The 22,771-nt window shown below is 72.1% G+C and carries 21 protein-coding genes; 5 read left to right on the top strand and 16 right to left on the bottom strand.

What is annotated here, in order from left to right:
* Positions 1 to 49: 49 nt before the first annotated feature.
* Complete coding sequence (locus ACFYR0_RS26570) at positions 50 to 874, top strand: DUF4253 domain-containing protein (RefSeq protein ID WP_389332985.1); 825 nt, start codon at positions 50 to 52, stop codon at positions 872 to 874.
* Positions 875 to 884: 10 nt separating this feature from the next.
* Here ACFYR0_RS26570 and ACFYR0_RS26575 read toward each other — a convergent pair whose 3' ends face one another.
* The 3 genes from ACFYR0_RS26575 to ACFYR0_RS26585 form a co-directional block, all read right to left on the bottom strand.
* Positions 885 to 2,075, bottom strand: a complete 1,191-nt coding sequence (locus ACFYR0_RS26575; protein ID WP_389332988.1) for a PLP-dependent aminotransferase family protein — start codon at positions 2,073 to 2,075, stop codon at positions 885 to 887.
* Between the two features lie 136 nt (positions 2,076 to 2,211).
* Complete coding sequence (gene hemB / locus ACFYR0_RS26580) at positions 2,212 to 3,213, bottom strand: porphobilinogen synthase (RefSeq protein WP_389332991.1); 1,002 nt, start codon at positions 3,211 to 3,213, stop codon at positions 2,212 to 2,214.
* Between the two features lie 240 nt (positions 3,214 to 3,453).
* On the bottom strand, positions 3,454 to 4,485 hold the full coding sequence (locus ACFYR0_RS26585; RefSeq protein WP_389332994.1) for a helix-turn-helix domain-containing protein: 1,032 nt from the start codon (positions 4,483 to 4,485) through the stop codon (positions 3,454 to 3,456).
* 485 nt (positions 4,486 to 4,970) lie between these two features.
* Here ACFYR0_RS26585 and ACFYR0_RS26590 point away from each other — a divergent pair, with 485 nt between their 5' ends.
* Entirely contained in the window at positions 4,971 to 5,183 is a 213-nt protein-coding gene (locus tag ACFYR0_RS26590) for a DUF397 domain-containing protein (RefSeq protein ID WP_389332997.1), read from the top strand.
* 76 nt (positions 5,184 to 5,259) lie between these two features.
* On the opposite strand, the gene ACFYR0_RS26595 is transcribed toward ACFYR0_RS26590, so the two are convergent.
* From ACFYR0_RS26595 to ACFYR0_RS26615, 5 genes are all read right to left on the bottom strand, one after another.
* The gene (locus tag ACFYR0_RS26595) at positions 5,260 to 6,966 is read right to left on the bottom strand and encodes a uroporphyrinogen-III synthase (RefSeq protein WP_389333000.1); all 1,707 of its coding nucleotides are present in this window, start codon (positions 6,964 to 6,966) and stop codon (positions 5,260 to 5,262) included.
* Complete coding sequence (gene hemC / locus ACFYR0_RS26600; RefSeq protein WP_389333003.1) at positions 6,963 to 7,922, bottom strand: hydroxymethylbilane synthase; 960 nt, start codon at positions 7,920 to 7,922, stop codon at positions 6,963 to 6,965. Before hemC ends, ACFYR0_RS26595 begins: the two co-directional genes overlap by 4 nt.
* The gene (locus tag ACFYR0_RS26605) at positions 7,919 to 9,613 is read right to left on the bottom strand and encodes a glutamyl-tRNA reductase (protein ID WP_389333007.1); all 1,695 of its coding nucleotides are present in this window, start codon (positions 9,611 to 9,613) and stop codon (positions 7,919 to 7,921) included. The genes hemC and ACFYR0_RS26605 overlap by 4 nt, the downstream gene beginning before the upstream one ends.
* The gene (locus ACFYR0_RS26610) at positions 9,610 to 10,368 is read right to left on the bottom strand and encodes a redox-sensing transcriptional repressor Rex (RefSeq protein WP_389333010.1); all 759 of its coding nucleotides are present in this window, start codon (positions 10,366 to 10,368) and stop codon (positions 9,610 to 9,612) included. The genes ACFYR0_RS26605 and ACFYR0_RS26610 overlap by 4 nt, the downstream gene beginning before the upstream one ends.
* A 331-nt stretch (positions 10,369 to 10,699) precedes the next feature.
* Complete coding sequence (locus ACFYR0_RS26615) at positions 10,700 to 10,990, bottom strand: glutaredoxin family protein (protein WP_389333013.1); 291 nt, start codon at positions 10,988 to 10,990, stop codon at positions 10,700 to 10,702.
* Positions 10,991 to 11,075: 85 nt separating this feature from the next.
* On the opposite strand from ACFYR0_RS26615, the gene ACFYR0_RS26620 reads away from it, so the two are divergent.
* From ACFYR0_RS26620 to ACFYR0_RS26630, 3 genes are all read left to right on the top strand, one after another.
* Complete coding sequence (locus ACFYR0_RS26620) at positions 11,076 to 12,005, top strand: HAD family hydrolase (RefSeq protein ID WP_389333016.1); 930 nt, start codon at positions 11,076 to 11,078, stop codon at positions 12,003 to 12,005.
* Positions 12,006 to 12,458: 453 nt separating this feature from the next.
* Positions 12,459 to 13,226: an ECF subfamily RNA polymerase sigma factor, BldN family gene (locus tag ACFYR0_RS26625; RefSeq protein WP_389333019.1), complete on the top strand. Its 768-nt coding sequence runs from the start codon at positions 12,459 to 12,461 to the stop codon at positions 13,224 to 13,226.
* A 241-nt stretch (positions 13,227 to 13,467) separates the two neighbouring features.
* Positions 13,468 to 14,697, top strand: a complete 1,230-nt coding sequence (locus ACFYR0_RS26630) for a DUF5667 domain-containing protein (protein ID WP_389333022.1) — start codon at positions 13,468 to 13,470, stop codon at positions 14,695 to 14,697.
* 114 nt (positions 14,698 to 14,811) lie between these two features.
* Here the strand turns inward: ACFYR0_RS26630 and ACFYR0_RS26635 are convergent, their stop codons facing one another.
* The 8 genes from ACFYR0_RS26635 to ACFYR0_RS26670 form a co-directional block, all read right to left on the bottom strand.
* Positions 14,812 to 15,876 (bottom strand): lysophospholipid acyltransferase family protein, encoded by a 1,065-nt coding sequence (locus ACFYR0_RS26635; protein WP_389333025.1) that lies wholly within the window; start codon positions 15,874 to 15,876, stop codon positions 14,812 to 14,814.
* Positions 15,877 to 15,890: 14 nt separating this feature from the next.
* The gene (locus ACFYR0_RS26640; RefSeq protein ID WP_386386972.1) at positions 15,891 to 16,952 is read right to left on the bottom strand and encodes an NAD-dependent epimerase/dehydratase family protein; all 1,062 of its coding nucleotides are present in this window, start codon (positions 16,950 to 16,952) and stop codon (positions 15,891 to 15,893) included.
* A 415-nt stretch (positions 16,953 to 17,367) separates the two neighbouring features.
* Positions 17,368 to 17,466, bottom strand: a complete 99-nt coding sequence (locus ACFYR0_RS26645) for a 30S ribosomal protein bS22 (protein WP_003948845.1) — start codon at positions 17,464 to 17,466, stop codon at positions 17,368 to 17,370.
* 177 nt (positions 17,467 to 17,643) lie between these two features.
* Positions 17,644 to 17,856, bottom strand: a complete 213-nt coding sequence (locus ACFYR0_RS26650) for a helix-turn-helix domain-containing protein (protein ID WP_121791081.1) — start codon at positions 17,854 to 17,856, stop codon at positions 17,644 to 17,646.
* Positions 17,857 to 17,985: 129 nt separating this feature from the next.
* Complete coding sequence (locus ACFYR0_RS26655; protein WP_389333029.1) at positions 17,986 to 18,801, bottom strand: phosphatase; 816 nt, start codon at positions 18,799 to 18,801, stop codon at positions 17,986 to 17,988.
* A 797-nt stretch (positions 18,802 to 19,598) separates the two neighbouring features.
* A complete protein-coding gene (locus ACFYR0_RS26660; RefSeq protein WP_389333032.1) occupies positions 19,599 to 20,771 on the bottom strand; it encodes an acetoin utilization protein AcuC in 1,173 nt (390 codons plus the stop codon).
* Positions 20,722 to 21,936, bottom strand: a complete 1,215-nt coding sequence (locus ACFYR0_RS26665; RefSeq protein WP_389333035.1) for an MFS transporter — start codon at positions 21,934 to 21,936, stop codon at positions 20,722 to 20,724. Before ACFYR0_RS26665 ends, ACFYR0_RS26660 begins: the two co-directional genes overlap by 50 nt.
* An 84-nt stretch (positions 21,937 to 22,020) precedes the next feature.
* A complete protein-coding gene (locus ACFYR0_RS26670; RefSeq protein ID WP_389333038.1) occupies positions 22,021 to 22,665 on the bottom strand; it encodes an HAD family hydrolase in 645 nt (214 codons plus the stop codon).
* Between the last annotated feature and the right edge of the window lie 106 nt (positions 22,666 to 22,771).

Below are 22,771 nucleotides of genomic sequence, written 5' to 3' on the forward strand. Positions count from 1 at the left end.
CTGCCCAGGTCGGCGGGCATTGTCAGTGCCGGGCCCTACAGTCACCGGCATGGCGACTCTTCCCAATCCGCTGCCCGCGCTGGCGGCGGACCCCAGCGGGCGTTCCCTCGGGCTCCAACTGCCCCCGGGCAGGCTGTTCGACGCGACGGACGACGGTCCGTGGCCCGAGCCGCTGATGTGGCACGCCGGTACGCCCGCCGGGCCCGGCCACTGGGCCTCGCTGGGCGGGTCGGCGGCCCAAGTCGGCCTGCTGCCGGTCCTGGTCGACCTGGCGGACCGCCAAGGAGGACCGGAGGACTGGCAGTTGGCGCCCGGGGACGTGTCCTACCCCGGGGACCACGACGCCGAGGACGTCCTCGCGGAGTACTGGGAGGGCGACGACGACTACTGGGACGACGATCTCGCCGACCGGTTGGAGCCGTTCGGCCCCGACTGGCCGGGCCTCGCCCCCGCGGCCCGCGTGACGGCAGAGCCGGGCGCGTGCGCGGCCCAGGTCGCCGACGCGCTGTGCGACGGCACCCACCGGTGGCTGGGCAGCCCGCATCTGGCCCTCGTCCCGGCCCGCCGCTCCGCCGACATACCCGCGGCCCTGGGCTGGACCGGCCCGCTGAACCACGACAACGACGTGGCCCGGATCTGCGCGGTCCTGCGCTCCTGGGAGGACCGCTTCGGCATACGCGTGATCGCCCTCGGCTTCGACACGCTCACGGTGTCCGTGGCCGCCCCGCCGGCCGGCCTCGAAGCGGCCGAGGCGTTGGCCGCGGAGCACTACGCGTTCTGCCCGGACAACGTCACGCAGACCGCTTCGGGCGGCCTGCGGGAGTACGCCAAGAGCCTGGTCGGCGAGCGCGTCTGGGTGTTCTGGTGGGACTGACCCCCGCGCCCTACGCGCCGCCCCCGAGCCCCTTCGCCAGCCTGCGCAGCCCCTCCGCGATCTCGTCCGGCGTCTGCGTCACGAAGCACAGGCGCAGGGTCGAGCGGTCGGGCCGCGAGGCGTAGAAGGGCGCGCCGGGGACGTAGGCGACGTCGTGCCGGACCACCTCGGGGAGCAGGGCGGTGGTGTCGTAGGAGTCGGGAAGGCGGGCCCAGAGGAACATGCCGCCCTCGGGCCGGTTCCAGACCGAGCCCTGCGGGAGCGCCGCCGGAAGGGACGCGAGCATGGCGTCCCTGCGCTCTCCGTACACGGCTCGCACCGTGGCCACGTGCGCGTCGAGTACGTCGAGGTAGCGGGCCGCGACGAGCTGGTTGAGGGTCGGGGTGTGCAGGTCGGCGGCCTGCTTGGCGACAGCGCAGGCCCGGCGGAGCGCGGCCGGGGCGCGCAGCCAGCCGAGCCGCAGCCCGGGGGCCATGATCTTGGAGAAGGAGCCGAGCAGGACGGTACGGTCGGCGGCCCCGTCGCAGGAGGCGATCCAGGGCACGGGTTCGCCGTCGTAGCGCAGCTCACCGTAGGGGTCGTCCTCGATGATCCACAGTCCGTGCCGTGCGGCCACCGCCGCCACGGCGGCCCGGCGGCCGGCGGGCATGGTGCGGCCGGTGGGGTTCTGGAAGGTGGGGACGGTGTAGAGCAGCTTGGGGCGTTCCCGCACCACGAGATCGGCGAGGGCCTGGGGGTCGACGCCGTCGTCGTCCGTCGGCACGCCGACGACCCGCGCGCCCGCGAGGCCGAAGACCTGGAGGGCGGCCAGATAGCAGGGGTCCTCGACCAGGACGGTGTCACCGGGGTCCAGCAGGGCCGTGGCCAGCAGGGACAGGGCCTGCTGCGAGCCGGTGGTGACGAGCAGGTCGTCGGCGTCCGAGGGCAGGCCCCGACCGGTGATCCGGCCGGCGAGGGCCTCGCGCAGTGCGGGTTCGCCCTCGGTGGTGGAGTACTGGAGCGCCTGCGCGGGGGTCCGCTCCAGGACCTCGTGGAACGCGGCGGCGATGCCCTCGCGGTCGAACAGCTCCGGCGCCGGGAGCCCGCCCGCGAAGTTGATCACCTCGGGGCGGGCGGTGACCGCGAGGATGTCGCGTACGGGCGACCCGCCGATCGCCGAGGAGCGCGCCGAGAGAGGCGGGAGGGACGCGGGGGCGGTCATGACAGGGCTCCTTCGACTGCGAGGGTACGCCGCGTACGGCTCGTGCCCGCAGCCTAGGGAGTCCGTGTCGCCTACAACTTCCTTTTCGCGATGTGGACTCGGAGCTACCGGTCCACCGGGCCTGCGCGCTTGCGCTCTACCGCTCCGCCGCGATCATCCGGGTCGCCTCGACGGCCCAGTAGGTGAGGATGTTCCTGGCCCCGGCCCGCTTGATGCCGGTCAGGGACTCCAGGATGGCCCGGTCGCGGTCGATCCAGCCCTTCTCGGCGGCGGCCTCGATCATCGAGTACTCGCCGGAGATCTGGTACGCGGCGACCGGCAGGTCCACGGCGTCGGCGACGCGCGCGAGGATGTCGAGGTAGGGACCGGCGGGCTTGACCATCACCATGTCGGCGCCCTCCTCCAGGTCCAGGGCCAGCTCCCGCAGGGCGTCACGCGCGTTGGCGGGGTCCTGCTGGTACGTCTTGCGGTCACCCTGGAGCGAGGAGCCGACGGCCTCGCGGAAGGGGCCGTAGAAGGCGGAGGCGTACTTGACGGTGTAGGCGAGGATCGCCACGTCCTCGCGCCCGATCTCGTCCAGGGCGTCCCTGATGACCCCGATCTGGCCGTCCATCATGCCGCTGGGCCCGAGCACGTGCGCGCCCGCGTCGGCCTGCACCTGGGCCATCTCGGCGTAGCGCTCCAGGGTGGCGTCGTTGTCGACACGCCCCTCGGCGTCGAGCACGCCGCAGTGTCCGTGATCGGTCGTCTCGTCGAGGCAGACGTCGGACATCACGAGAAGGTCGTCGCCGACCTCGGCCCGCACGTCCCGCAGCGCCACCTGGAGGATCCCGTCCGGGTCGGTCCCAGGAGTGCCCAGGGCGTCCTTCTTCGACTCCTCCGGCACGCCGAACAGCATGATCCCGGAGATCCCCGCCTCCACGGCCTCGGCGGCGGCCTTCTTCAGGCTGTCCCGCGTGTGCTGCACGACCCCGGGCATCGCCGCGATCGGCACGGGCTCGCTCACGCCCTCGCGGACGAACGCGGGCAGGATGAAGTCGGCCGGGTGCAGCCGGGTCTCGGCGACCATGCGCCGCATGACGGGAGTGGTGCGCAGCCGCCGCGGTCGCGTGCCGGGGAAGGATCCGTACGTCGTCATGCGGCCTACGCTACGCCCGTCCCCGCACCCCCTTTGCCGACTGCCCGTCGGAGCCCGGCCCACCTGAGCAGCACAAGGCACCGCCCCCGAAGGAGCGCGGGGAACTGCGCGGCAAGCCACACCGCCGCCGCAGCCGAAAGACCACGCACGCCCCCTAAAAGGGGCGCGGGGAACTGCGCGACCGGCCACGACGGCGCCGCACCCGAAGAACCGCTCAACCCACCGCACCCATCGGAGCGCTCAGGCGGCGCGAGGCTGCACCCCGCCCCCTGCCGCCTCGCGTTCCCGACACTCGCGGCACAGGCCGGGCTCCGGAGCGCGGAAGGGACGGTCACAGCCGTCGCAGTCCTGGAAGCGGTGGGGGTGGCGAGGGACGTCAGGGCTGTCGTCCGTCACGGCACGCGGGACGGGGACCGCAGGCAGAGGCGCGGGCAGCAGTTCGCGCAGCCGGTACCCGAGCACACCGGCCGGGTACCGCATGTCCTGTGGCAGGTCGTCGGTCAGCGCCCGGTGGACGACCAGGGCCGAGGCCCCGCGGTCGAACCATGCCGTGACGAGCGGGGCGAGCCGCGACAGGTCCCGCTGGGTGAGGACGAGGCGGTCGTCGGTACGGCGGAGGCCCGCGAGGAGGGCGACGGCTCTGTCATGGCGGGCGTCGAGCGGGGCGGCCGGTTGCGCGGGACGGCTCGGCGGCGGCACGGGTGCCTGCCGGGCCGCCCGCGCCTTCGCCACCGGAGCGGGAGCCGCAGGGGCAGGGGCAGGGGGCGCGGCTCGATCCGCGCCCTGGCCCGCGCCTCGGTCGTCCTCCTGAGGTGCCTGCCGGTCGTCCCCCGAGCGGCGGACGGCGGCGCTCTTGCCGCGAGAACGGGCGGCGGGAAGACCCACCGGCCCCTGGGGCGCTGCGGCAGCCTCGGGGGTGTGGTGCGCGTAGGTGCGGATGAACAGCCGCCCGTTCTCCGTGCGTTCCCGCACCCGCGCCAGGTAGCCGTGCGTCTCCAGCTCCCGCAGGGCGAAGGTGATCCGGTCCCGCCCCTCGGGGAAGCGGTCGGCGAGGCTGCGGATGTCGACGGGGGAGCCCTCGGGCAGCGAGAAGATGTGGGCGGCCAGCCCGATCGCGGTCAGCGACAGCTCGTGGTGCTGGGCGAGGTGGTTGCCGACGACCGTGTAGGTGCCGGACTGGTACGTCCGTACGTGTGTGACCCCGGACGGGGTGTCGGATCGCCGAACTTCCTCGTTCGGACGCGCGACAGGACTAGGCTTCATCTCAGCCATGGGAAGGGTTCGCTTCCTCGTTGGTCAGGCCCTCGCCCTGGGATGCCAGTCCCGGCGGGGGCCGAATTCGTTTGTGGGGCTGTGGAGTTGTGAGTGGTGCCTGTACCGAGAGTGCACGCTGGGGCCACGACACGCCAGCCGGTCGGGCCAAGTTCACCCAGCCGTGTGACCGGGGTGAGGTTTGGTTGGTTGGTAGGTTTTTACCTGGGGTTTTTAGTCTTTTACCGCCCGCCGCCCCGGCGCCCGGAAGTCCGGTCGACGGTTTCGCGGACTCCGGGGCGGCGGTCTCCGAAGGTCTCCAAGGATCACGGAGAGTGCCCGGGATCAGGCGCCAGATCGAGTTCCGCCCACACCGTCTTGCACGGCACCGGGCCGGAGCGCACGCCCCAGCGGTCCGCCAAGAACCCCTACGGCCCGCGCCTCACCCTCACCTCCAGCACCTGGGCGGCGTTCCTGCTCCACGCAGGCAACCGAGAGACGACACTATGACGCCCAAGGCTTCCGAAGCCCCCACCGGGCTGGAGTGGATAAAGAGCAGCCACAGCACAGCAGACGGCCCCGACTGCGTCGAAGTCGCCGCCACCCCCGGCCACATCCTCGTCCGCGACTCCAAGAACCCCGACGGCCCCCGCCTCACCCTCACCCCCACCGCCTGGGCGGCCTTCCTGCCGCCGCTGCCCGGCACGCGCGGTCGCTGAAACGCCCGGACCCCGCCCTCTCTCTCACTCAAGAGAAGGCGGGGTCCGGGCGCACTGCCTGGTGGCATCGGCCTGGTTACGTCGCCGCGCGACGCCGACGCGCACCCGGGCGGCGTTCGCTCGGCCGGGTCACCGGGTCACCCGCCTCCAACGCGGCAGCGCGCCGCTTCATGCCGAAGTCGGCCAGCGCCTCCGCCAGCTTCAGGGCGGACGGCTCCGGGGCCATGACGTCGACGCGGAGCCCGTGCTCCTCGGCGGTCTTGGCCGTGGCCGGGCCGATGCAGGCGATGACGGTGACGTTGTGCGGCTTGCCAGCGATGCCGACGAGGTTGCGCACGGTGGAGGACGAGGTGAACAGCACCGCGTCGAAGCCGCCGCCCTTGATCGCCTCACGCGTCTCCGCCGGCGGTGGCGAGGCGCGCACGGTCCGGTAGGCGGTGACGTCGTCGACCTCCCAGCCCAGCTCGATGAGCCCGGCGACGAGCGTCTCGGTGGCGATGTCGGCACGCGGCAGGAAGACACGGTCGATCGGGTCGAAGACCGGGTCGTAGGGCGGCCAGTCCTCCAGCAGGCCCGCGGCCGACTGCTCGCCGCTGGGCACCAGGTCGGGCTTCACGCCGAAGGCGATCAGGGCCTTCGCCGTCTGCTCACCCACCGCAGCCACCTTGATACCCGCAAAAGCCCGAGCATCAAGGCCGTACTCCTCGAACTTCTCGCGGACCGCCTTCACCGCGTTGACGGAGGTGAACGCGATCCACTCGTAGCGGCCCGTCACCAGGCCCTTGACGGCGCGCTCCATCTGCTGGGGCGTGCGCGGCGGCTCGACCGCGATGGTCGGCACCTCGTGCGGGACGGCGCCGTAGGACCGCAGCTGGTCGGAGAGCGAGGCGGCCTGCTCCTTGGTGCGCGGCACGAGGATCTTCCAGCCGAACAGCGGCTTGGACTCGAACCACGACAGCTGGTCGCGCCGGGCGGCGGCGCCGCGCTCCCCGACCACGGCTATGACCGGCCGGCCGCCGTCCGGGGACGGCAGCACCTTCGCCTGCTTCAGCGTCTGCGCGATGGTGCCGAGGGTGGCGGTCCAGGTGCGCTGCCGGGTCGTCGTGCCGGCGATCGTCACGGTCAGCGAGGTGTCCGGCTTTCGGCCCGCCGAGACCAGCTCGCCCGCGGCGGCGGCCACGGAGTCGAGGGTCGTGGAGACGACGACCGTGCCGTCGGAGGAGCCGACCTCGGTCCAGCAGCGGTCGGAGGCGGTACGGGCGTCGACGAACCGTACGTCCGCGCCCTGCGCGTCCCGCAGCGGGACACCGGCGTACGCGGGTACGCCGACGGCGCTCGCGATGCCGGGCACCACCTCGAAGGGCACACCCGCGGCGGCACAGGCGAGCATCTCCTCGGCGGCGTACGCGTCGAGTCCGGGGTCCCCGGACACCGCACGCACGACCCGCCTGCCGCCCCGCGCGGCCTCCATGACAAGATGTGCCGCATCCCGCACCGCGGGAGCACCAGCGGTTGTTGACACGCCGTCAACAGCCGTCTGCTGAGGCGTGCCCACGCCCGGACCGGCATCCGACGAGGGATGCGTGTCAGGGTCGACGACGGCGACGCCCGGCCTGGCGTGTGTCCGTACGACGTCGAGCACCTCGTGCTCGGCGACGAGAACGTCCGCGTTCGCCAGCGCCTCGACGGCGCGCAGGGTCAGTAGTCCCGGATCCCCGGGTCCGGCACCGAGGAAGGTGACGTGCCCGTGTTCCGGACCGGCGGGAAGGGTGGTGGGGCTCAATGTGCTCGCTCCCCCATCAGACCGGCCGCGCCCTGGGCGAGCATCTCGGCCGCGAGTTCGCGACCGAGCGCCATCGCCGCCTCGTGCGTCTGGGGCGCGGGACCGGTGGTGGACAGCTGCACCAGCGAGGTGCCGTCGGTGGTGCCGACGACGCCGCGCAGGCGCATCTCCTGGACAACATGCCCGTCGGCCGTCAGGTCGGCCAGTGCGCCCACGGGGGCGCTGCAGCCGGCCTCGAGGGCCGCGAGCAAGGACCGCTCGGCGGTCACGGCGGCCCGGGTGAACGGGTCGTCGAGCTCGCCCAGCGCGGCGATGAGGTCCGCTTGAGCAGCGGTGCACTCGATCGCCAGGGCCCCCTGACCGGGGGCCGGAAGAACGGTGTCGACCGACAGGAAGTCGGTGATCTCCTCGGCACGGCCGATCCGGTTCATCCCGGCGGCGGCCAGTACGACCGCGTCGAGCTCCCCGTCGTGGACGTACCGGATGCGGGTGTCGACGTTGCCGCGGATCGGCACGGTCTCGATGTCGAGGCCGTGGGCGCGGGCGTACGCGTTGAGCTGCGCCGTGCGGCGCGGCGAACCGGTGCCGATCCTGGCCCCGCGGGGCAGGTCGGTGAACTTGCGCGCGTCCCGGGCGACGATCACGTCCCTCGGGTCCTCGCGCGGCGGGATCGCGGCGAGCGCGAGCTCCTCGGGCTGCGCGGTGGGCAGGTCCTTCAGCGAGTGCACCGCGAAGTCGACCTCCCCCCGCACGAGCGCGTCCCGCAGGGCGGTGACGAACACACCCGTGCCGCCGATCTGCGCGAGGTGCTCGCGCGAGACGTCGCCGTACGTGGTGATCTCGACGAGCTCGACGGGCCGCCCGGTCACCCGGCTCACGGCCTCGGCCACCTGTCCGGACTGGGCCATGGCGAGTTTGCTGCGCCGTGTTCCCAGCCTCAGTGCCTTCTCACTCATGCCGGCCCTCGGTTCTTGTCGGTGGTGCTGTCCTCGGCGCGGAAGACGGCGGCCACCGTCTCCTGGTCGAGGTCGAACAGGGTGCGCAGGGCGTCCGCGTACCCGGCGCCGCCGGGTTCGGCCGCGAGCTGCTTGACCCGTACGGTCGGCGCGTGCAGCAGCTTGTCGACGACGCGCCGCACGGTCTGGGTGATCTCCGCCCGGTGCCTGTCGTCGAGGCCGGGCAGCCGGCCCTCCAGCCGCGCGATCTCACCGGCGACCACGTCGGCGGCCATGGCGCGCAGGGCGATGACGGTCGGCGTGATGTGCGCGGCGCGCTGCGCGGCGCCGAACGCGGCGACCTCGTCGGAGACGATCCGGCGGACCTGGTCCACGTCGGACGCCATGGGGGCGTCGGCGGAGGCCTCGGCGAGCGACTCGATGTCGACCAGTCGCACCCCGGCGAGCCGGTGCACGGCGGCGTCGATGTCCCGCGGCATCGCGAGGTCCAGCAGGAACAGGCCCGGCTCGGGGCGCGGCGGCTCGGCCACCGGCTCCGGCCTGCGGCGCTCGGGGATACGGCCGACGGTGGCGGCGGTCGCGGCGAGCGCGGTGATCAGCTCGGCGTCGGCCTCGGGTGTGCGCCGTGCGCCTTCGCGGCGGACGGCGGAACCCCCGGCCCAGGCGGCGTGCTGCTCCAGCGTCGCCGCGTCCATCCCGGCGACCGCTGCCTCGCCCATGACGGAGAAGCCGGGCTGTACGGCGGTCAGGTCGAGGGGGCAGGACTCCTCGGCGGGCGCCGGCCGGCGCACGTCGGTCCCGCGCGGGGCGTCCGCGGCGATCCGCTCGGCGGGGGCGCCGGTGCGGCCCTCGACGGCGGCGGCGACGGCCTCGGCGTCCAGGACCAGGCTGGTGGCGCCGGTACAGGAGACGACGACGTCGGCACGTGTCAGCTCGGCCGGCACCGATTCCATCGGTACCGCCCGGGCCACCACGGCCGGGCCTTCGGCGTCTTTGGCCTCCCCGAGGATCTGCGCGAGCCGCTCCGCCCGGTCGAAGGTCCGGTTGGCGACGACGACCTCGGCGACCCCGGCCCGCGCGAGCGTGGCCGCGGCCAGCGAGGACATCGACCCGGCGCCGATCACCAGCGCCCGGCGGCCGCGTGCCCAGCCGGCGACGTCGGCGCCCGCGGCGAGCTGCTCCAGGCCGAAGGTGACCAGGGACTGCCCGGCGCGGTCGATGCCGGTCTCGGAGTGGGCGCGCTTGCCGACCCTGAGGGACTGCTGGAACAGGTCGTTCATCAGCCGGCCCGCGCTGTGCATGTCCTGCGAGCGGGCCAGGGAGTCCTTGATCTGGCCGAGGATCTGGCCCTCGCCGACGACCATCGAGTCCAGCCCGCACGCCACCGAGAACAGGTGGTGCACGGCCCGGTCCTCGTAGTGCACATAGAGATACGGGGTGAGCTCGTCGAGCCCCACCCCGCTGTGCCGGGCGAGCAGCGTGGACAGCTCGGCGACCCCGGCGTGGAACTTGTCCACGTCGGCGTAGAGCTCGATGCGGTTGCAGGTGGCCAGCACCGCGGCCTCGCTCGCCGGTTCGGCGGCGACGGTGTCCTGGAGCAGCTTGACCTGGGCGTCCGCGCTCAGCGCGGCCCGCTCCAGCACGCTGACCGGGGCGCTGCGGTGGCTCAGTCCGACGACGAGGACGCTCATGCCGGCATCACGGCGGGTACGTCCCCGTCGGGTCCCTGCTCGGCGGCCTGCTTGCGGGCGGCGGCCGGGGCCGCGGCCTCGGCGGCGCTCTCCTCGCCGGCCTTGCGCTGCTCGTGGAAGGCGAGGATCTGCAGCTCGATGGAGAGGTCGACCTTGCGCACGTCGACCCCGTCCGGAACGGTCAGGACGGTCGGCGCGAAGTTGAGGATGGAGGTGACTCCGGCGGCCACCAGCCGGTCGCAGACCTGCTGGGCGGCGCCGGCGGGCGTCGCGATCACGCCGATGGACACGCCGTTGTCCTCGATGATCTTCTCGAGTTCGTCGGTGTGCTGCACGGGGATACCGGCGACCGGCTTGCCGGCCATGGCCGGATCGGCGTCGATGAGCGCGGCGACGCGGAAGCCGCGGGAGGCGAAACCGCCGTAGTTCGCGAGGGCGGCGCCGAGGTTACCGATACCGACGATCACCACGGGCCAGTCCTGGGTCAGGCCCAGCTCTCGGGAGATCTGGTAGACGAGGTACTCGACGTCGTACCCCACACCGCGGGTCCCGTAGGAGCCGAGGTAGGAGAAGTCCTTGCGCAGTTTCGCGGAGTTGACGCCCGCGGCCGCCGCGAGTTCCTCCGAGGAGACCGTGGGCACCGAACGCTCGGAGAGCGCGGTGAGGGCTCGGAGGTACAGCGGAAGCCTGGCGACGGTGGCCTCGGGAATCCCTCGGCTACGGGTCGCCGGTCGGTGAGTTCGGCCAGTTGCCACGGTGCTCCTGCGGGTAGAGCGGGGCTGTAGGCGGTCATATGTCCCCGGACCGCCCCGTCGACAGCAGGCTATGTCTTTGTGAACGCGTGCACAAAGATGGTGTCCGATTTGCCCGGCCAACGTGACCGGGGTCACGCGCCCCCGGCGCACCTGCGGGGAACCGGCGCACACCAGCGCTCGTTCCTTGCGTCCTGGGGGCAAAACCGCACACTCTCCTCAACGATCCATGCCCCCGGGTCCTGCTCACCGTCGATCCTAAGTGACTTTCCGGACGACTTGGACTGGTCGGTCAGTGACTTGTTCCTCAAGCGGGGCTCGACCGTGTGCGGTGTCACTCGGTGAGGGCCCGGCGCAGGCGGTCCTCGTTCACGCGCCAGAAGGTGTGCTGCTCACCGTCGACCAGGACAACCGGGATCTGCTCCCAGTACTGACGGTGCAGCTCCGCGTCCTCGTCGATGTCCTTCTGCTCCCAGGGCACACCGAGTTCCGCGCACACCTTCTCGATCACGGCCGCCGCGTCGTCGCACAGATGACACCCCGGCTTGCGGATGAGGGTGACGAGCCGGTCCTGCGGTGCCCTGGAGGCCGCCTTGCGGCGAAAAATGGGACTCATACCGGCCATTGTTTAACGACGCGGTCGCGGAGAGTTCACAGCCTCCAAACCTCGGAGGTCCGGCGGCTCGGAACGGAATGGCTATGCTCACGCCATGGCCGCTCTCGGATGGCTCACTTCCCGTAAGCGCTCCGCCACGGCGCGGAGCGTGCTGGCAGGCGAGGCCTCGGCCGAAGCCGCGCGCAAGTCGGTGCCCGAAGCCCAGGTGGAGGAGAAGGCGTCACCGGAGGAGCCGGCGTTCCCGGTCCTCGGCGACGACAGGGCCGCGGCCTTCTTCGACCTCGACAACACCGTGATGCAGGGCGCCTCGCTCTTCCACTTCGGGCGCGGGCTGTACAAGCGGAAGTTCTTCGAGACCAGCGACCTGGTGCGGTTCGCCTGGCAGCAGGCCTGGTTCCGGCTGGCGGGCAGCGAGGACCCCGAGCACATGCAGGACGCCCGCGACTCCGCCCTCTCCATCGTGCAGGGCCATCGCGTCGCCGAGCTCCAGTCCATCGGCGAGGAGATCTACGACGAGTACATGGCCGAGCGCATCTGGCCCGGCACCCGCGCCCTCGCCCAGGCCCACCTCGACGCGGGCCAGAAGGTGTGGCTCGTCACCGCGGCCCCGGTGGAGATCGCCCAGGTCATCGCCCGCCGCCTGGGCCTGACGGGTGCGCTGGGCACGGTGGCCGAGTCGGTGGACGGCGTCTACACCGGCAAGCTGGTGGGCGAACCCCTGCACGGCCCCGCCAAGGCCGAGGCGGTACGCGCCCTGGCGGCCGCCGAGGGCCTGGACCTCGGCCGCTGCGCCGCCTACAGCGACAGCCACAACGACATCCCCATGCTCTCCCTGGTCGGCCACCCCTACGCCATCAACCCGGACACCAAGCTCCGCAAACACGCCCGGACCCAGGACTGGCGCCTGCGCGACTACCGCACGGGCCGCAAGGCCGCCAAGGTCGGCATCCCCGCCGCCGCGGGCGTGGGCGCGGTGGCCGGCGGCACAGCAGCAGCCATCGCCCTGAGCAGACGCCGCCGCTGACACAGCCGCCGCGGCTGCGCACCGCCCGTCGCTGCGGGCATGCGTGCCGCTGAGGGCGGCACGGGTGGGCGCCGGGGCGCCCCCTCCGGAGGAGGCGCCCCGCTGACGCCGAGCCGCGAAACGCCCCACCCCGCCACAACCGGACAGCCCCGAGCAAACTCACTGCGGCCCGACCCCACCCCACCACGCAGCAAGTTGTCCGCGCCCTGCCACAACACGCCCCGCATCCATCCCGAATACGAGCCAAACCGATCAACAATCTGTCACTCTGCGCCACCCGACCGAGCGCCAATGGGTTACAGAAGCGACGTAATCGATGATTTGAGCAACTCGGTGTAGCAGGGCCTGCACGAAGCGTTATTCTCCTCAGACGCAAACCGGTACCTCTCCGTCGCTACGACGGGTGAACGGTCCCGCACTGCACGTGATGGAAGCTCTGCCTCTGGGAGTCCCGTGTACCCACACGTCGGGGTTGACGCCTCGGGCCTGGCTACGCTGCGCGCAACGGTCCTCGACCTGTTGCGCGGCTTCGTCCCCACCGCGTACGCCGTCCCCGCCTTCGCCACCGCGCCCGCCGGCCCGTGCTACGCACTGGCCGAGAGCGGCGCCGCGGTCGGCAGACGAGGACGCTCCGGCGCCGCCACCACCGCACGCCGCCCGGCCGCAGACAGTGACAGCGCCCGGATGATGGACCTAGTCGAACGCGCCCAGGCCGGCGAGACCGAGGCGTTCGGCCGGCTCTACGACCAGTACAGCGACACCGTCTACCGGTACATCTACTACCGCGTCGGCGGCAAGGCGACCGCCGAGGACCTGACGAGCGAGACGTTCCTGCGCGCCCTGCGCCGCATCGGCACGTTCACCTGGCAGGGCCGCGACTTCGGCGCGTGGCTCGTCACCATCGCCCGCAACCTCGTCGCCGACCACTTCAAGTCCAGCCGCTTCCGGCTGGAGGTCACCACCGGCGAGATGCTCGACGCCAACGAGGTCGAGCGCTCCCCGGAGGACTCCGTCCTGGAGTCCCTGTCCAACGCCGCGCTGCTGGACGCCGTACGCCGGCTCAACCCCCAGCAGCAGGAGTGCGTGACCCTCCGCTTCCTCCAGGGACTGTCCGTCGCGGAGACCGCCCGGGTCATGGGCAAGAACGAGGGCGCCATCAAGACCCTCCAGTACCGCGCCGTCCGTACGCTCGCCCGGCTGCTCCCGGACGACGCGCGCTGACCCCCATCCACCGCCACCCTGAGTGACGACAACTCACGGCGAGTGAAAGTCCGTTGACTTCTCGATCCGATCATCCGCCGTCCGTAACCCAAGTGCCGCGCCGCTCGTTGTGCGGGATGCAGGCTCCCTGTGGTCACGCCCGAACCGAGCCCGATCACCCGATCGGTTGGCAGCGGTCGCGGGCGTGCAACCCCAAGGATCCCCAGGGAGTCGACCGTCATGACGAGAGGAGGTGCCGCCAGTGATCGCGAACGTATCGGCGCACCGGCGGGCGAACGCCTTCGCCCAGGCCCTGGAGGAACAGTCCGACCGGGGCCCGGCGGCCGATCAGTCCGAGGCACCGGCTCCGGCACCCGCGCGGCAGACCGAACCGGGAAGCCTGCTGGCACTCGCCGCCGGACTGGGTGAACTGCCCAAGCCGGTGCTGGACCCGGAGGTCAAGGTCGTCCAGCGGGCCCAACTGGTGGCCGCCATGGAGGCCATGCTCCGGGCGGGCACCGCGGGAGGCGAGGCGACGGACCCTTCGATGCCCGAGCAGCGTCGGGCCAAGGGCGCACACCGGGCGACATCGCTCGGCAAGTTCCGGCCCCGCACCCGGCTGGCCAAGGGCCTCACCGCGGGCGGACTGAGCGTGGGCGTTGCCGCGGGCGCGTTCGGCGGAGTCGCCGCTGCCAGCTCCGACGCCCTGCCGGGTGACTCGCTCTACGGCCTCAAGCGCGGCATCGAGGACTTCAAGCTCAACGTCCTGGCCGACGGGAACATCGAGCGCGGCGAGGTCTATCTCGACCACGCCTCCACCCGCCTCAGCGAAGCCCGCCGGCTGATGGAGCGCGGCCGCAGCGGTCCCCTCGACCACGAGTCGCTCGGCGAGGTCCGCCGCGCGCTCTCCGGCATGCGGCACGACGCCGCCGAGGGCCACCGCCTGTTGCACGAGGCGTACGAACGCGACCCCGACTCGCTGGGCCCCATCCAGGCGCTCTCCGCCTTCTCGCGCTCCCACCGCGAGGTCTGGGGTGCCCTGCGCGACCGGCTGCCCGTGCAGCTCGGGGACGTGAGCCAGGAAGTGTCGTCGGTCTTCGACGCCATAGACCAGGAGGTCGCCCCGCTGGAGTCCCTCCTCCCGCAGTCGCCCGCCCAGGGCGGCGGCACGGGCGAGGGCGGCCGGCAGGGCGGTGGCCCGTCGGTGTCCACCGGCAGCTCGGGCACCGGCCGTTCCGCCGCGCCCAGCGCGGGCAGCAGCGCCCCGGACAACCACCGCGGCACCGGCGGCCCGAGCAGGTCGGCGGGCTCCGACTCCGACGAGGGCCTCCTCGGCGGCGGCACCGGAGGTCTCCTCGACCCGCCGCAGAGCACCGGCACCGCGTCCCCGTCCCAGAGCAAGACGCCCACCGCGGAACCGGACGTCACGCTGCCGCCGCTCCTCCCGGGCCTGCTGCCCGGCCTGGGCATCGACAGCCAGGACGCCGAGTAGCGCCGCGGCGCGCCGCCACAGCGACGAGGGCGCCCCTTCTCTTCGGAGGAGGGGCGCCCTCGTCGTCGTACCGGCTCGATCAGGTCCTGGACGGGGCCGGTCAGGTCCTGGTCGTCAGAAGAACACCGACCTGCGCTGGACCAGCAGCTTGTACAGGGTGTGCTGGATCTGTTCACGGACCTGGTCGGTCAGGTTGAACATCAGCATCGGGTCCTCGGCGGCCTCCGGCGGGTAGCCGTCCGTGGGGATGGGCTCGCCGAACTGGATCGTCCACTTCGTCGGCAGCGGGATCGCGCCGAGCGGGCCCAGCCACGGGAAGGTCGGGGTCAGCGGGAAGTACGGGAAGCCGAGAACCCGCGCCAGGGTCTTGGCGTTGCCGATCATCGGGTAGATCTCCTCGGCCCCGACGATCGAGCACGGGATGATCGGAGCGCCCTTGCGCAGCGCCGTCGAGACGAACCCGCCCCGGCCGAAGCGCTGGAGCTTGTAGCGCTCGCTGAACGGCTTGCCGATGCCCTTGAAGCCCTCCGGCATCACCCCGACCAGCTCGCCCTGCCCCAGCAGCCGCTCGGCGTCCTCCGCGCAGGCCAGGGTGTGCCCCAGCTTGCGCGCGAGCTCGTTGACCACCGGCAGCACGAAGACCAGGTCCGCGGCGAGCAGCCGCAGATGCCGGCCCGCCGGATGGTGGTCGTGCACCGCGACCTGCATCATCAGGCCGTCCAGCGGAAGCGTGCCGGAGTGGTTGGCGACGATCAGCGCGCCGCCCTCGGCCGGGATGTTCTCCAGCCCCTTCGCCTCGACCCGGAAGTATGTGTCGTACACCGGACGCAGCAGGGACATCAGGACCTGGTCGGTGAGCTCCTCGTCGTAGCCGAAGTCGTCGACCTCGTAGTCCCCGGTGAGCCGACGGCGCAGGAACGCCAGGCCGCTCGCCACGCGCCGCTCCAGGCCTCCGGGGCCCTCCTCGGGCCGCGGCGGCGTCGACTCCGTCACCTCCTCAGGTGTCACCGGGGCATCGTCCCCCGCCGCCGCCCTGGTGTGCAGGGGCTGGACCTCGTGCACCGGCGCCGCCTGCGCGCCCTTGAGCCTGCTCCCCCCGCCACGGCGCCGCGCGGGCCGCTGCACGGCACCCCCGCGGGACCGGTCGTCGTCGAACGGAATGACCTTGGCGTCCGCCATCGTTGCTGCGCTCCTCAGTTGGCGCTCTGCGTCGGGGAGTGGCCGCCGCCCGCGAAGGGCAGCGCGGCGATCCGGTCCACGGCCCCCGCGACGGCCTCGGGCGGCAGCAGCCCGGGGCCGCGGCCGCGTACGAAGTCCGCGAAGGTCTCGGCGGTGGTGTACTTCGGCTGGAATCCCAGTGTCTCGCGCATCTGCGCCGTCGACACGACCCGGCCGTGGGTGAGCAGCCGGATCTGCTCGGGCGAGAAGTCCGTCACCCCCAGCGTACGCACGGCCGTACCGGCCCAGGTGACGGCGGGCAGCAGCAGCGGCACCGTGGGGCGGCCCAGGCGGCGCGCGCACTGCGAGAGGAGCAGGACGCCGTCGCCGGCGACGTTGAAGGTGCCGCTGTTGAGCGTGCCGCGCCTGGGCTCGTGCGAGGCGATCCGCAGCACCTCGATCACATCGTCCTCGTGCACGAACTGCAGCCGCGGGTCGTAGCCGAAGACGGTCGGCAGGACCGGCAGCGAGAAGTACGAGGCGAGCGGCGAGTCGGCGCTCGGGCCGAGGATGTTGGCGAACCGCAGCACGCACACCGCGACGTCCGGCCTGCGGCGGGCGAAACCGCGCACATAGCCCTCGACCTCCACGGCGTCCTTCGCGAAGCCGCCGCTGGGCAGCGACTTGGCCGGGGTCGTCTCGGTGAAGACGGCCGGGTCGCGCGGCGCCGAGCCGTACACGTTCGTACTGGACTTCACCACCAGGCGCTTCACCGTCGGGGACTTCTGGCAGGCGCCCAGCAGCTGCATCGTGCCGATGACGTTGGTCTCCTTGACCGTGGTCCGGCTGCCGCTGCCCAGCGCGGTCGCGGTGACGTCCATGTGGACGACCGTGTCGGCGCCCGTCTCGGCGAGCACCCGCGCGATGGTGGGCTGGCGGATGTCGGCCCGGATGAAGTCCGCGCCGCCCAGATGGTGCTCGGGTGGCACCGCGTCCACGGCGATGACCCGGTCCACATCGGGGTCACGCTGGATCCGTCGTACGAACCGGCCGCCCAGCCGTCGGGCCACTCCGGTGACGAGCACGACCTTGCCCAAGTTCAGCGCCTTCCTTCGGCCTCACGGTTCTCTGGCTCGTACCCTGCCGTGTTCCCCCCGTGCGGCCAACCTAGCGGGTCGATGTTGCGCTGTGATGACCCCCCGATGCGTGACGTGACGAGAAAGTGCGGTCGTACCACCATGCGGGCGGGGGTGGGGGTGTGTGCGTATGCATGTGGATCGGGCGGGGGCGGTTTCGTGCTCCCAAGGTGGTCTCGGCCGTCCGGGTGGGGGTTCGGGGCCGTGCGGGGCTGTCGGGGGCCGTTCGGGGACGTGGAGCGTCTCCGGCGGGGCTGTCGGTGGCCGTTCGGAGGCGTGGAGCGTCTCCGGACATGCGTGTGGCCCCCCACCAGATGGGTGGGGGGCCACAGCCACGCCATGCCGGCCTGCCACTGCAAGTGGCGGCCCGCGGCGCTTACTTCTTGTTGCGACGCTGAACGCGCGTGCGCTTGAGCAGCTTGCGGTGCTTCTTCTTGGCCATCCGCTTGCGCCGCTTCTTGATAACAGAGCCCACGACTACCCTCGCTCACTTCTCATCACTCGGTGTTTGGGCGCCATGGGCCCACACGACCTACGAGGGGCTAGCCTACCCGCCCGAGCGCTGAGGTCGTAATCGAGGTGAGCGAGGAGATCCACAAGCGACCGGTATTGCCCTGCCATGCCCGGAACGGATCTCCTCGCGGAGGGGTCGTCAGGCGGTTTCCACCCCCACGTAACTGTCACGCAGGTATTCGTGTACCGCTTGCTCCGGGACGCGGAAGGACCGCCCCACCCGGATCGCGGGCAGATGACCACTGTGCACCAGCCGGTACACGGTCATCTTCGACACTCGCATCACCGAAGCGACTTCCGCCACGGTGAGAAACTGAACCTCGTTCAGAGGCCTCTCGCCAGCTGCAGCCATGACACACCTGAACCTTCCGCACTCGACGGCCACCGGCTTCCCCTTCCGGTGACTCTTCGTCGTTGCGTGCTCACTCCCCAATGTAGGGGCGGGTGATGCGAGTGGGGAAGAGGTGCACCCATCGGCGGCCTACTGTGACAGACACGCTCGATTGAGTACGTAGCGCGTAAGCGGGCGGTAGTAAGCGGACCGCACAGCGTCATCAAGTGGAACGGCCACGGATACGACGCCCTCGGCCTCGCCCACGAAGAGCGCCGGGTCGTCGGCGTCGGCCAGTCCGATGGCCTCGAACCCCAGCTGACCTGCTCCGCAGACCCAGCCGTGGTCTCCGATCACCAGCTCCGGGAGCGGGCCGCCGGCCTCCGCGGCGGCGGCGAGCGCGGTACGAACCGGCAGTGGTGAGTGCGTGTGTGCGCCGGTCGCACAACCGGGGCTCCCGGGGCGGGACTTCCGGACCAGCGCGACTCCTCGTACGTAGTCGAGGGTGTGGGTGCGTAGGCCGAACCGGGTCGTTATGTCGATACAGCGACCCGTCGCCGGGGTGAGGACAACACAGCCTGCTGTCGACAAAGCGTCTGCGAGGGTGGCGTAGAAGCCCAGCAGGCGGTGGGGGTGACCGGTGCCGAGCAGCACGGGTGCCCTTCGCCTGGCGGCGGCGCCGACCCGGTCCGCGAACGCGTCCAGCGCGGTGAGTGTGCGGTGCGGGTCGATCACATCATGCCCGGAAGTGCGGGCCGGATCGGCCGAAACTCCGCACTTCTCCGCCATGAGTGCGATCAACTCCCGCATTCCCCAAGTGCATTCGGGGTCGAGACCGATCAGCACGCGGGGGTCGCGGGCGGCGAACAGGCGGTAGCTCCGCAGGCTCTCCTCCCGTGACGTCGCCACCGTCCCGGCGATCCGGGCAGCGAGAAGATGCTCACGCAGGGCACGGCGGCTCACCATGACGGTGATGGTGACGCCTCCCGCCCCACCCCGCGCCCCGAACCCCGGAACTGCGCACGGTTGGCGTAACGACGGGGGTGCCTGCGGCGGCCTGCTCGCGTTCGGTGGGGGTGCGCGTAGCGCGTTGCGTGGGTGGGTGGTGCGGGGCGTGTGCCTGCGGCGGCCCGCTCGTGTCCGGTGGGGGTGGGCGTAGCGTCTTGCGTGGGTGGGTGGTGCGGGGCGTGTGCCTGCGGCGGCCCGCTCGCGTTCGGTGGGGGTGGGCGTAGCGTCTTGCGTGGGTGGGTGGTGCGGGGCGTGTGCCTGCGGCGGCCCGCTCGCGTTCGGTGGGGGTGGGCGTAGCGCGTTGCGTGGGTGGGTGGTGCGGGGCCGGGGCGGGGGGTGTCCGTCCTCGGTCCGCCGATCCGGTCCCTTGCGGGGGTTCTGGTGTTTGACGGCGGCCGCTGCGGGCGGACACCCCCCGCCCCGTCCCCTTGCCGCCGTACGCGGCTTCCCGTCGCCCGTCGCCCGTCGCCCGTCCCCTTGCCGCCGTACGCGCCTTCCCGTCGCCCGTCGCCCGTCCCCTTGCCGCCGTACGCGGCTTCCCGTCGCCCGTCGCCCGCCGCCTTGCCGCCGTACGCGCCTTCCCGTCGCCTGTCGCCTGGGGCCGCGCGCCGCCGCCGCGGGCATGCGTGCCGCCAGGGGCGGCACGGGTGGGCGGGGCGGCACCTCGTCGCGCCGAGCTGCGCACCGCCCCGCCCTCAAGCCCCCACCGGGCAGCACAACGTCAGCGCCGAGCCATGAAAGCCACCAGCCGCCCCCTACGCCAACAACCCCCGTAGGGGGAACACCGCCCGCCGCGCGGCAAGCACCGCCTGGTCCAGCCGGTCGGCGGGGTCGTACCCGCCCTCCCAGTCGGCCCACGAGACAGGCCACCGCCCATCAGTCATCCGCAGAGGCCCCAACTGCCGCGTACGAGCGAACACCTCCTGCCGCCAGCTCTCAGGAACCACCGTCTCCGGCGCGATCTCCCGCCCCGCGGCGATCCCCACAAGATGCGTCCAGGACCGAGGCACCACGTCCACCACCGCGTACCCACCCCCACCGAGCGCGACCCACCGCCCGTCGGCGTACTCGTGCGCCAGCGAATGACAGGCCACCTGAACCGCCCGCTGCGCGTCCAGCGACACGGCGAGATGGGCGAGAGGATCCTCGAAGTGCGTGTCGGCCCCGTGCTGGGTCACCAGCACCTGCGGCCGGAAGTCGGCGATCAGCTCGGGCACCACGGCATGGAAGGCCCGCAGCCACCCCGCGTCCCCCGTCCCCGCGGGCAGCGCCACGTTCACCGCGCTCCCCTCCGCGGACGCCGCCCCCGTCTCCTCGGGCCACCCGGTCTGCGGGAAGAGCGTCCGCGGATGTTCGTGCAGCGAGATCGTCAGCACCCTGGGGTCCTCCCAGAACGCCGCCTGCACCCCGTCCCCGTGGTGCACGTCGACATCGACGTACGCCACCCGCTCCGCACCCAGCTCCAGCAGCCGCGCGATCGCGAGCGAGGCGTCGTTGTAGACGCAGAACCCCGCCGCCGCCCCGGGCATCGCGTGATGCAGCCCGCCCGCGAAGTTCACCGCGTGCGCCGCCTCCCCGCGCCACACGGCCTCCGCCGCCTCCACGGACATCCCCGCGATCAGCGCGGAGACGTCGTGCATCCCGGCGAACGCCGGATCGTCCAGCGTCCCGATCCCGTACGACCCGTCCGCCGCCCCGGGATCGAGCGACGCCGCCTTCACGGCCTGGATGTAGTCCTCGCGGTGGACCAGCCGCAGCGTCGACTCGCCCGCCGGCTTCGCCGCCACGACCTCCACCTCACGGTCGAGCCCGAACGCGTCGATCAATCGCCGGGTCAGGGCCAGCCGGACCGGATCCATCGGATGCCCCGGCCCGAAGTCATACCCCGTTACTGCCTCGTCCCACATCAGCTGTGCGCGGCCGCTCATGCCCGCCACCGTATCGGTCCGGTTGAGCGGCGAACGACCGGGCATACCCGAGCGTCACCAGCACCAACACCATCGGCACCAGCATCGCCCCGCGGTAGCTCCACGCGTCCCCGAGCGCGCCCACCAACGGCGAACCGATCAGGAACCCCACGTAGTTGAAGACGTTCAGCCGCGCGACAGCCGCGTCGGAGGCCCCCGGGAACATCCGCCCCGCCGCCGCGAACGTCTGCGGCACCAGCACACACAGACCCAGCCCCACCAGCGTGAATCCGAGCAGCCCCAGCCCCGCCCCCGGCGCCGCCGCCACCACGGCGAACCCGCCCGCGGCCACCAGCGTCCCGCCCCGTACGACCGCCGCGGCCCCGAACCGCCGCACCCCGAAGTCCCCCAGCGCCCGCCCCACGAGCGTGGTCACCATGTACACGTTGTACGGAAGCGTCGCCGCCTGCTCCGAGCTGCCGAGGACGTCCTGGAGATATTTCGCACTCCAGTTGGACACCGTCGAGTCCCCGATGTACGCGAACGTCATCACCAGACACAGCGGCAGCAGCAGCTTGAAGGCCACACCCCGGTCGCCGCCCTCACCGCCCTTCGCGGCCGGGCCGCCGTCCCCGTCGACGTACCACCGGCTTCCCACCAGGCACAGCGGCACCAGCAGGCACACCACCGGCAGATACGACGCCCACAGCGTCAGCTCCCAGTGCGCGCCCGTCCACGCCAGCGACGCCCCGAGAATCCCGCCCAGGCTGTACGCCGCGTGAAACCCGAGCATGATGCTGCGCCCGTACGCCCGCTGGAGGCTCACCCCGAGCATGTTCATCGAGGCGTCCAGCGCACCGACGGCCAGCCCGAAAACCGCCAGCGAAACGGCCAGTTCGGCCATACGGTCCCCGGCCCCGACCCCGAGCAGCGCCAGGAGCACAACGGGCTGGGACCACCGCAGCACCACGCCGGCCGGTACGCGCCTCACCAGCCACTCGGTCCCCACGCTCCCCGCGCCGGCCAGCACCGGCACGGCCGCGAGGAAGGCGGGCAGCAGCGCGTCGGAGACCCCGTACCGGTCCTGGATGGCCGGAATGCGCGTCACGAGCAGAGCGAAGACGACACCCTGCGCGAAGAACCCGAACGCCAGCGAGGCCCTGCCGCGGCGCAGCACATCAGTCATGGCGGGCAGCGTAGGGCCCCGTGGTCCGCCTGGATACGGGGAAGTTGAACTTTGCTCAGCTTTGGATCTCCCAGCTTTGGATCCCTATCCGAGCAGCCCGTCCAGTTCGGCCATGCAGGAGAACAGCCCGGTCGCCGCCGCCAGCTTCGCGGCCGGGGTCATCGCCGTGAATCCGTACACGTCCATCCCCGCCGCCACGGCCGCCCGGACGCCCAGCGGGCTGTCCTCCACGACCACACAGCGCTCGGGCGCCACGCCCATCCGCTCCGCCGCGTGGAGGAACAGGTCCGGCGCCGGCTTCCCTCGCCCCACGTCCTGCGAGCTGAAGATCCGCCCGTCCTCGAACCAGCGGTCCAGCCCCGTCGTCCGGTGCCCCACCCGGATCCGCTCATGGCTCCCCGAGGACGCCACGCAGTAAGGCACCCCGTTCTCGGCCAGCCACGCGAGGACCTCCGCGGCCCCGTCCACCGGCTTCAGCTCCCGCTCGAACGCCTCGAACACCCGCCCGTGGAAGACGTCATCGAACTCCGCCGGCAGCCGCTGCCCCGTCCGCTCCTCGATCAGATCGTGGATCCTGTGCATCGCGGACCCCATGTAGTCCCGGATGGAGTCCTCGTACGTCGTCGGATGACCCACCTCGGTCAGGTACTCGGCCAGCAGGCGGTTGGATATGGGCTCACTGTCGACGAGCACACCGTCGTTGTCGAAGATGACGAGGTCATAGCGCATACCTGGAGCCTAAACGCAGAAAACCCCCGTACCGGTTTACGGTACGGGGGTTTTCTCCAATAATTGTTCGGCGGCGTCCTACTCTCCCACAGGGTCCCCCCTGCAG

Origin of the sequence: Streptomyces sp. NPDC005017, from assembly GCF_042873115.1 — a bacterium.
Lineage (GTDB): Bacteria > Actinomycetota > Actinomycetes > Streptomycetales > Streptomycetaceae > Streptomyces.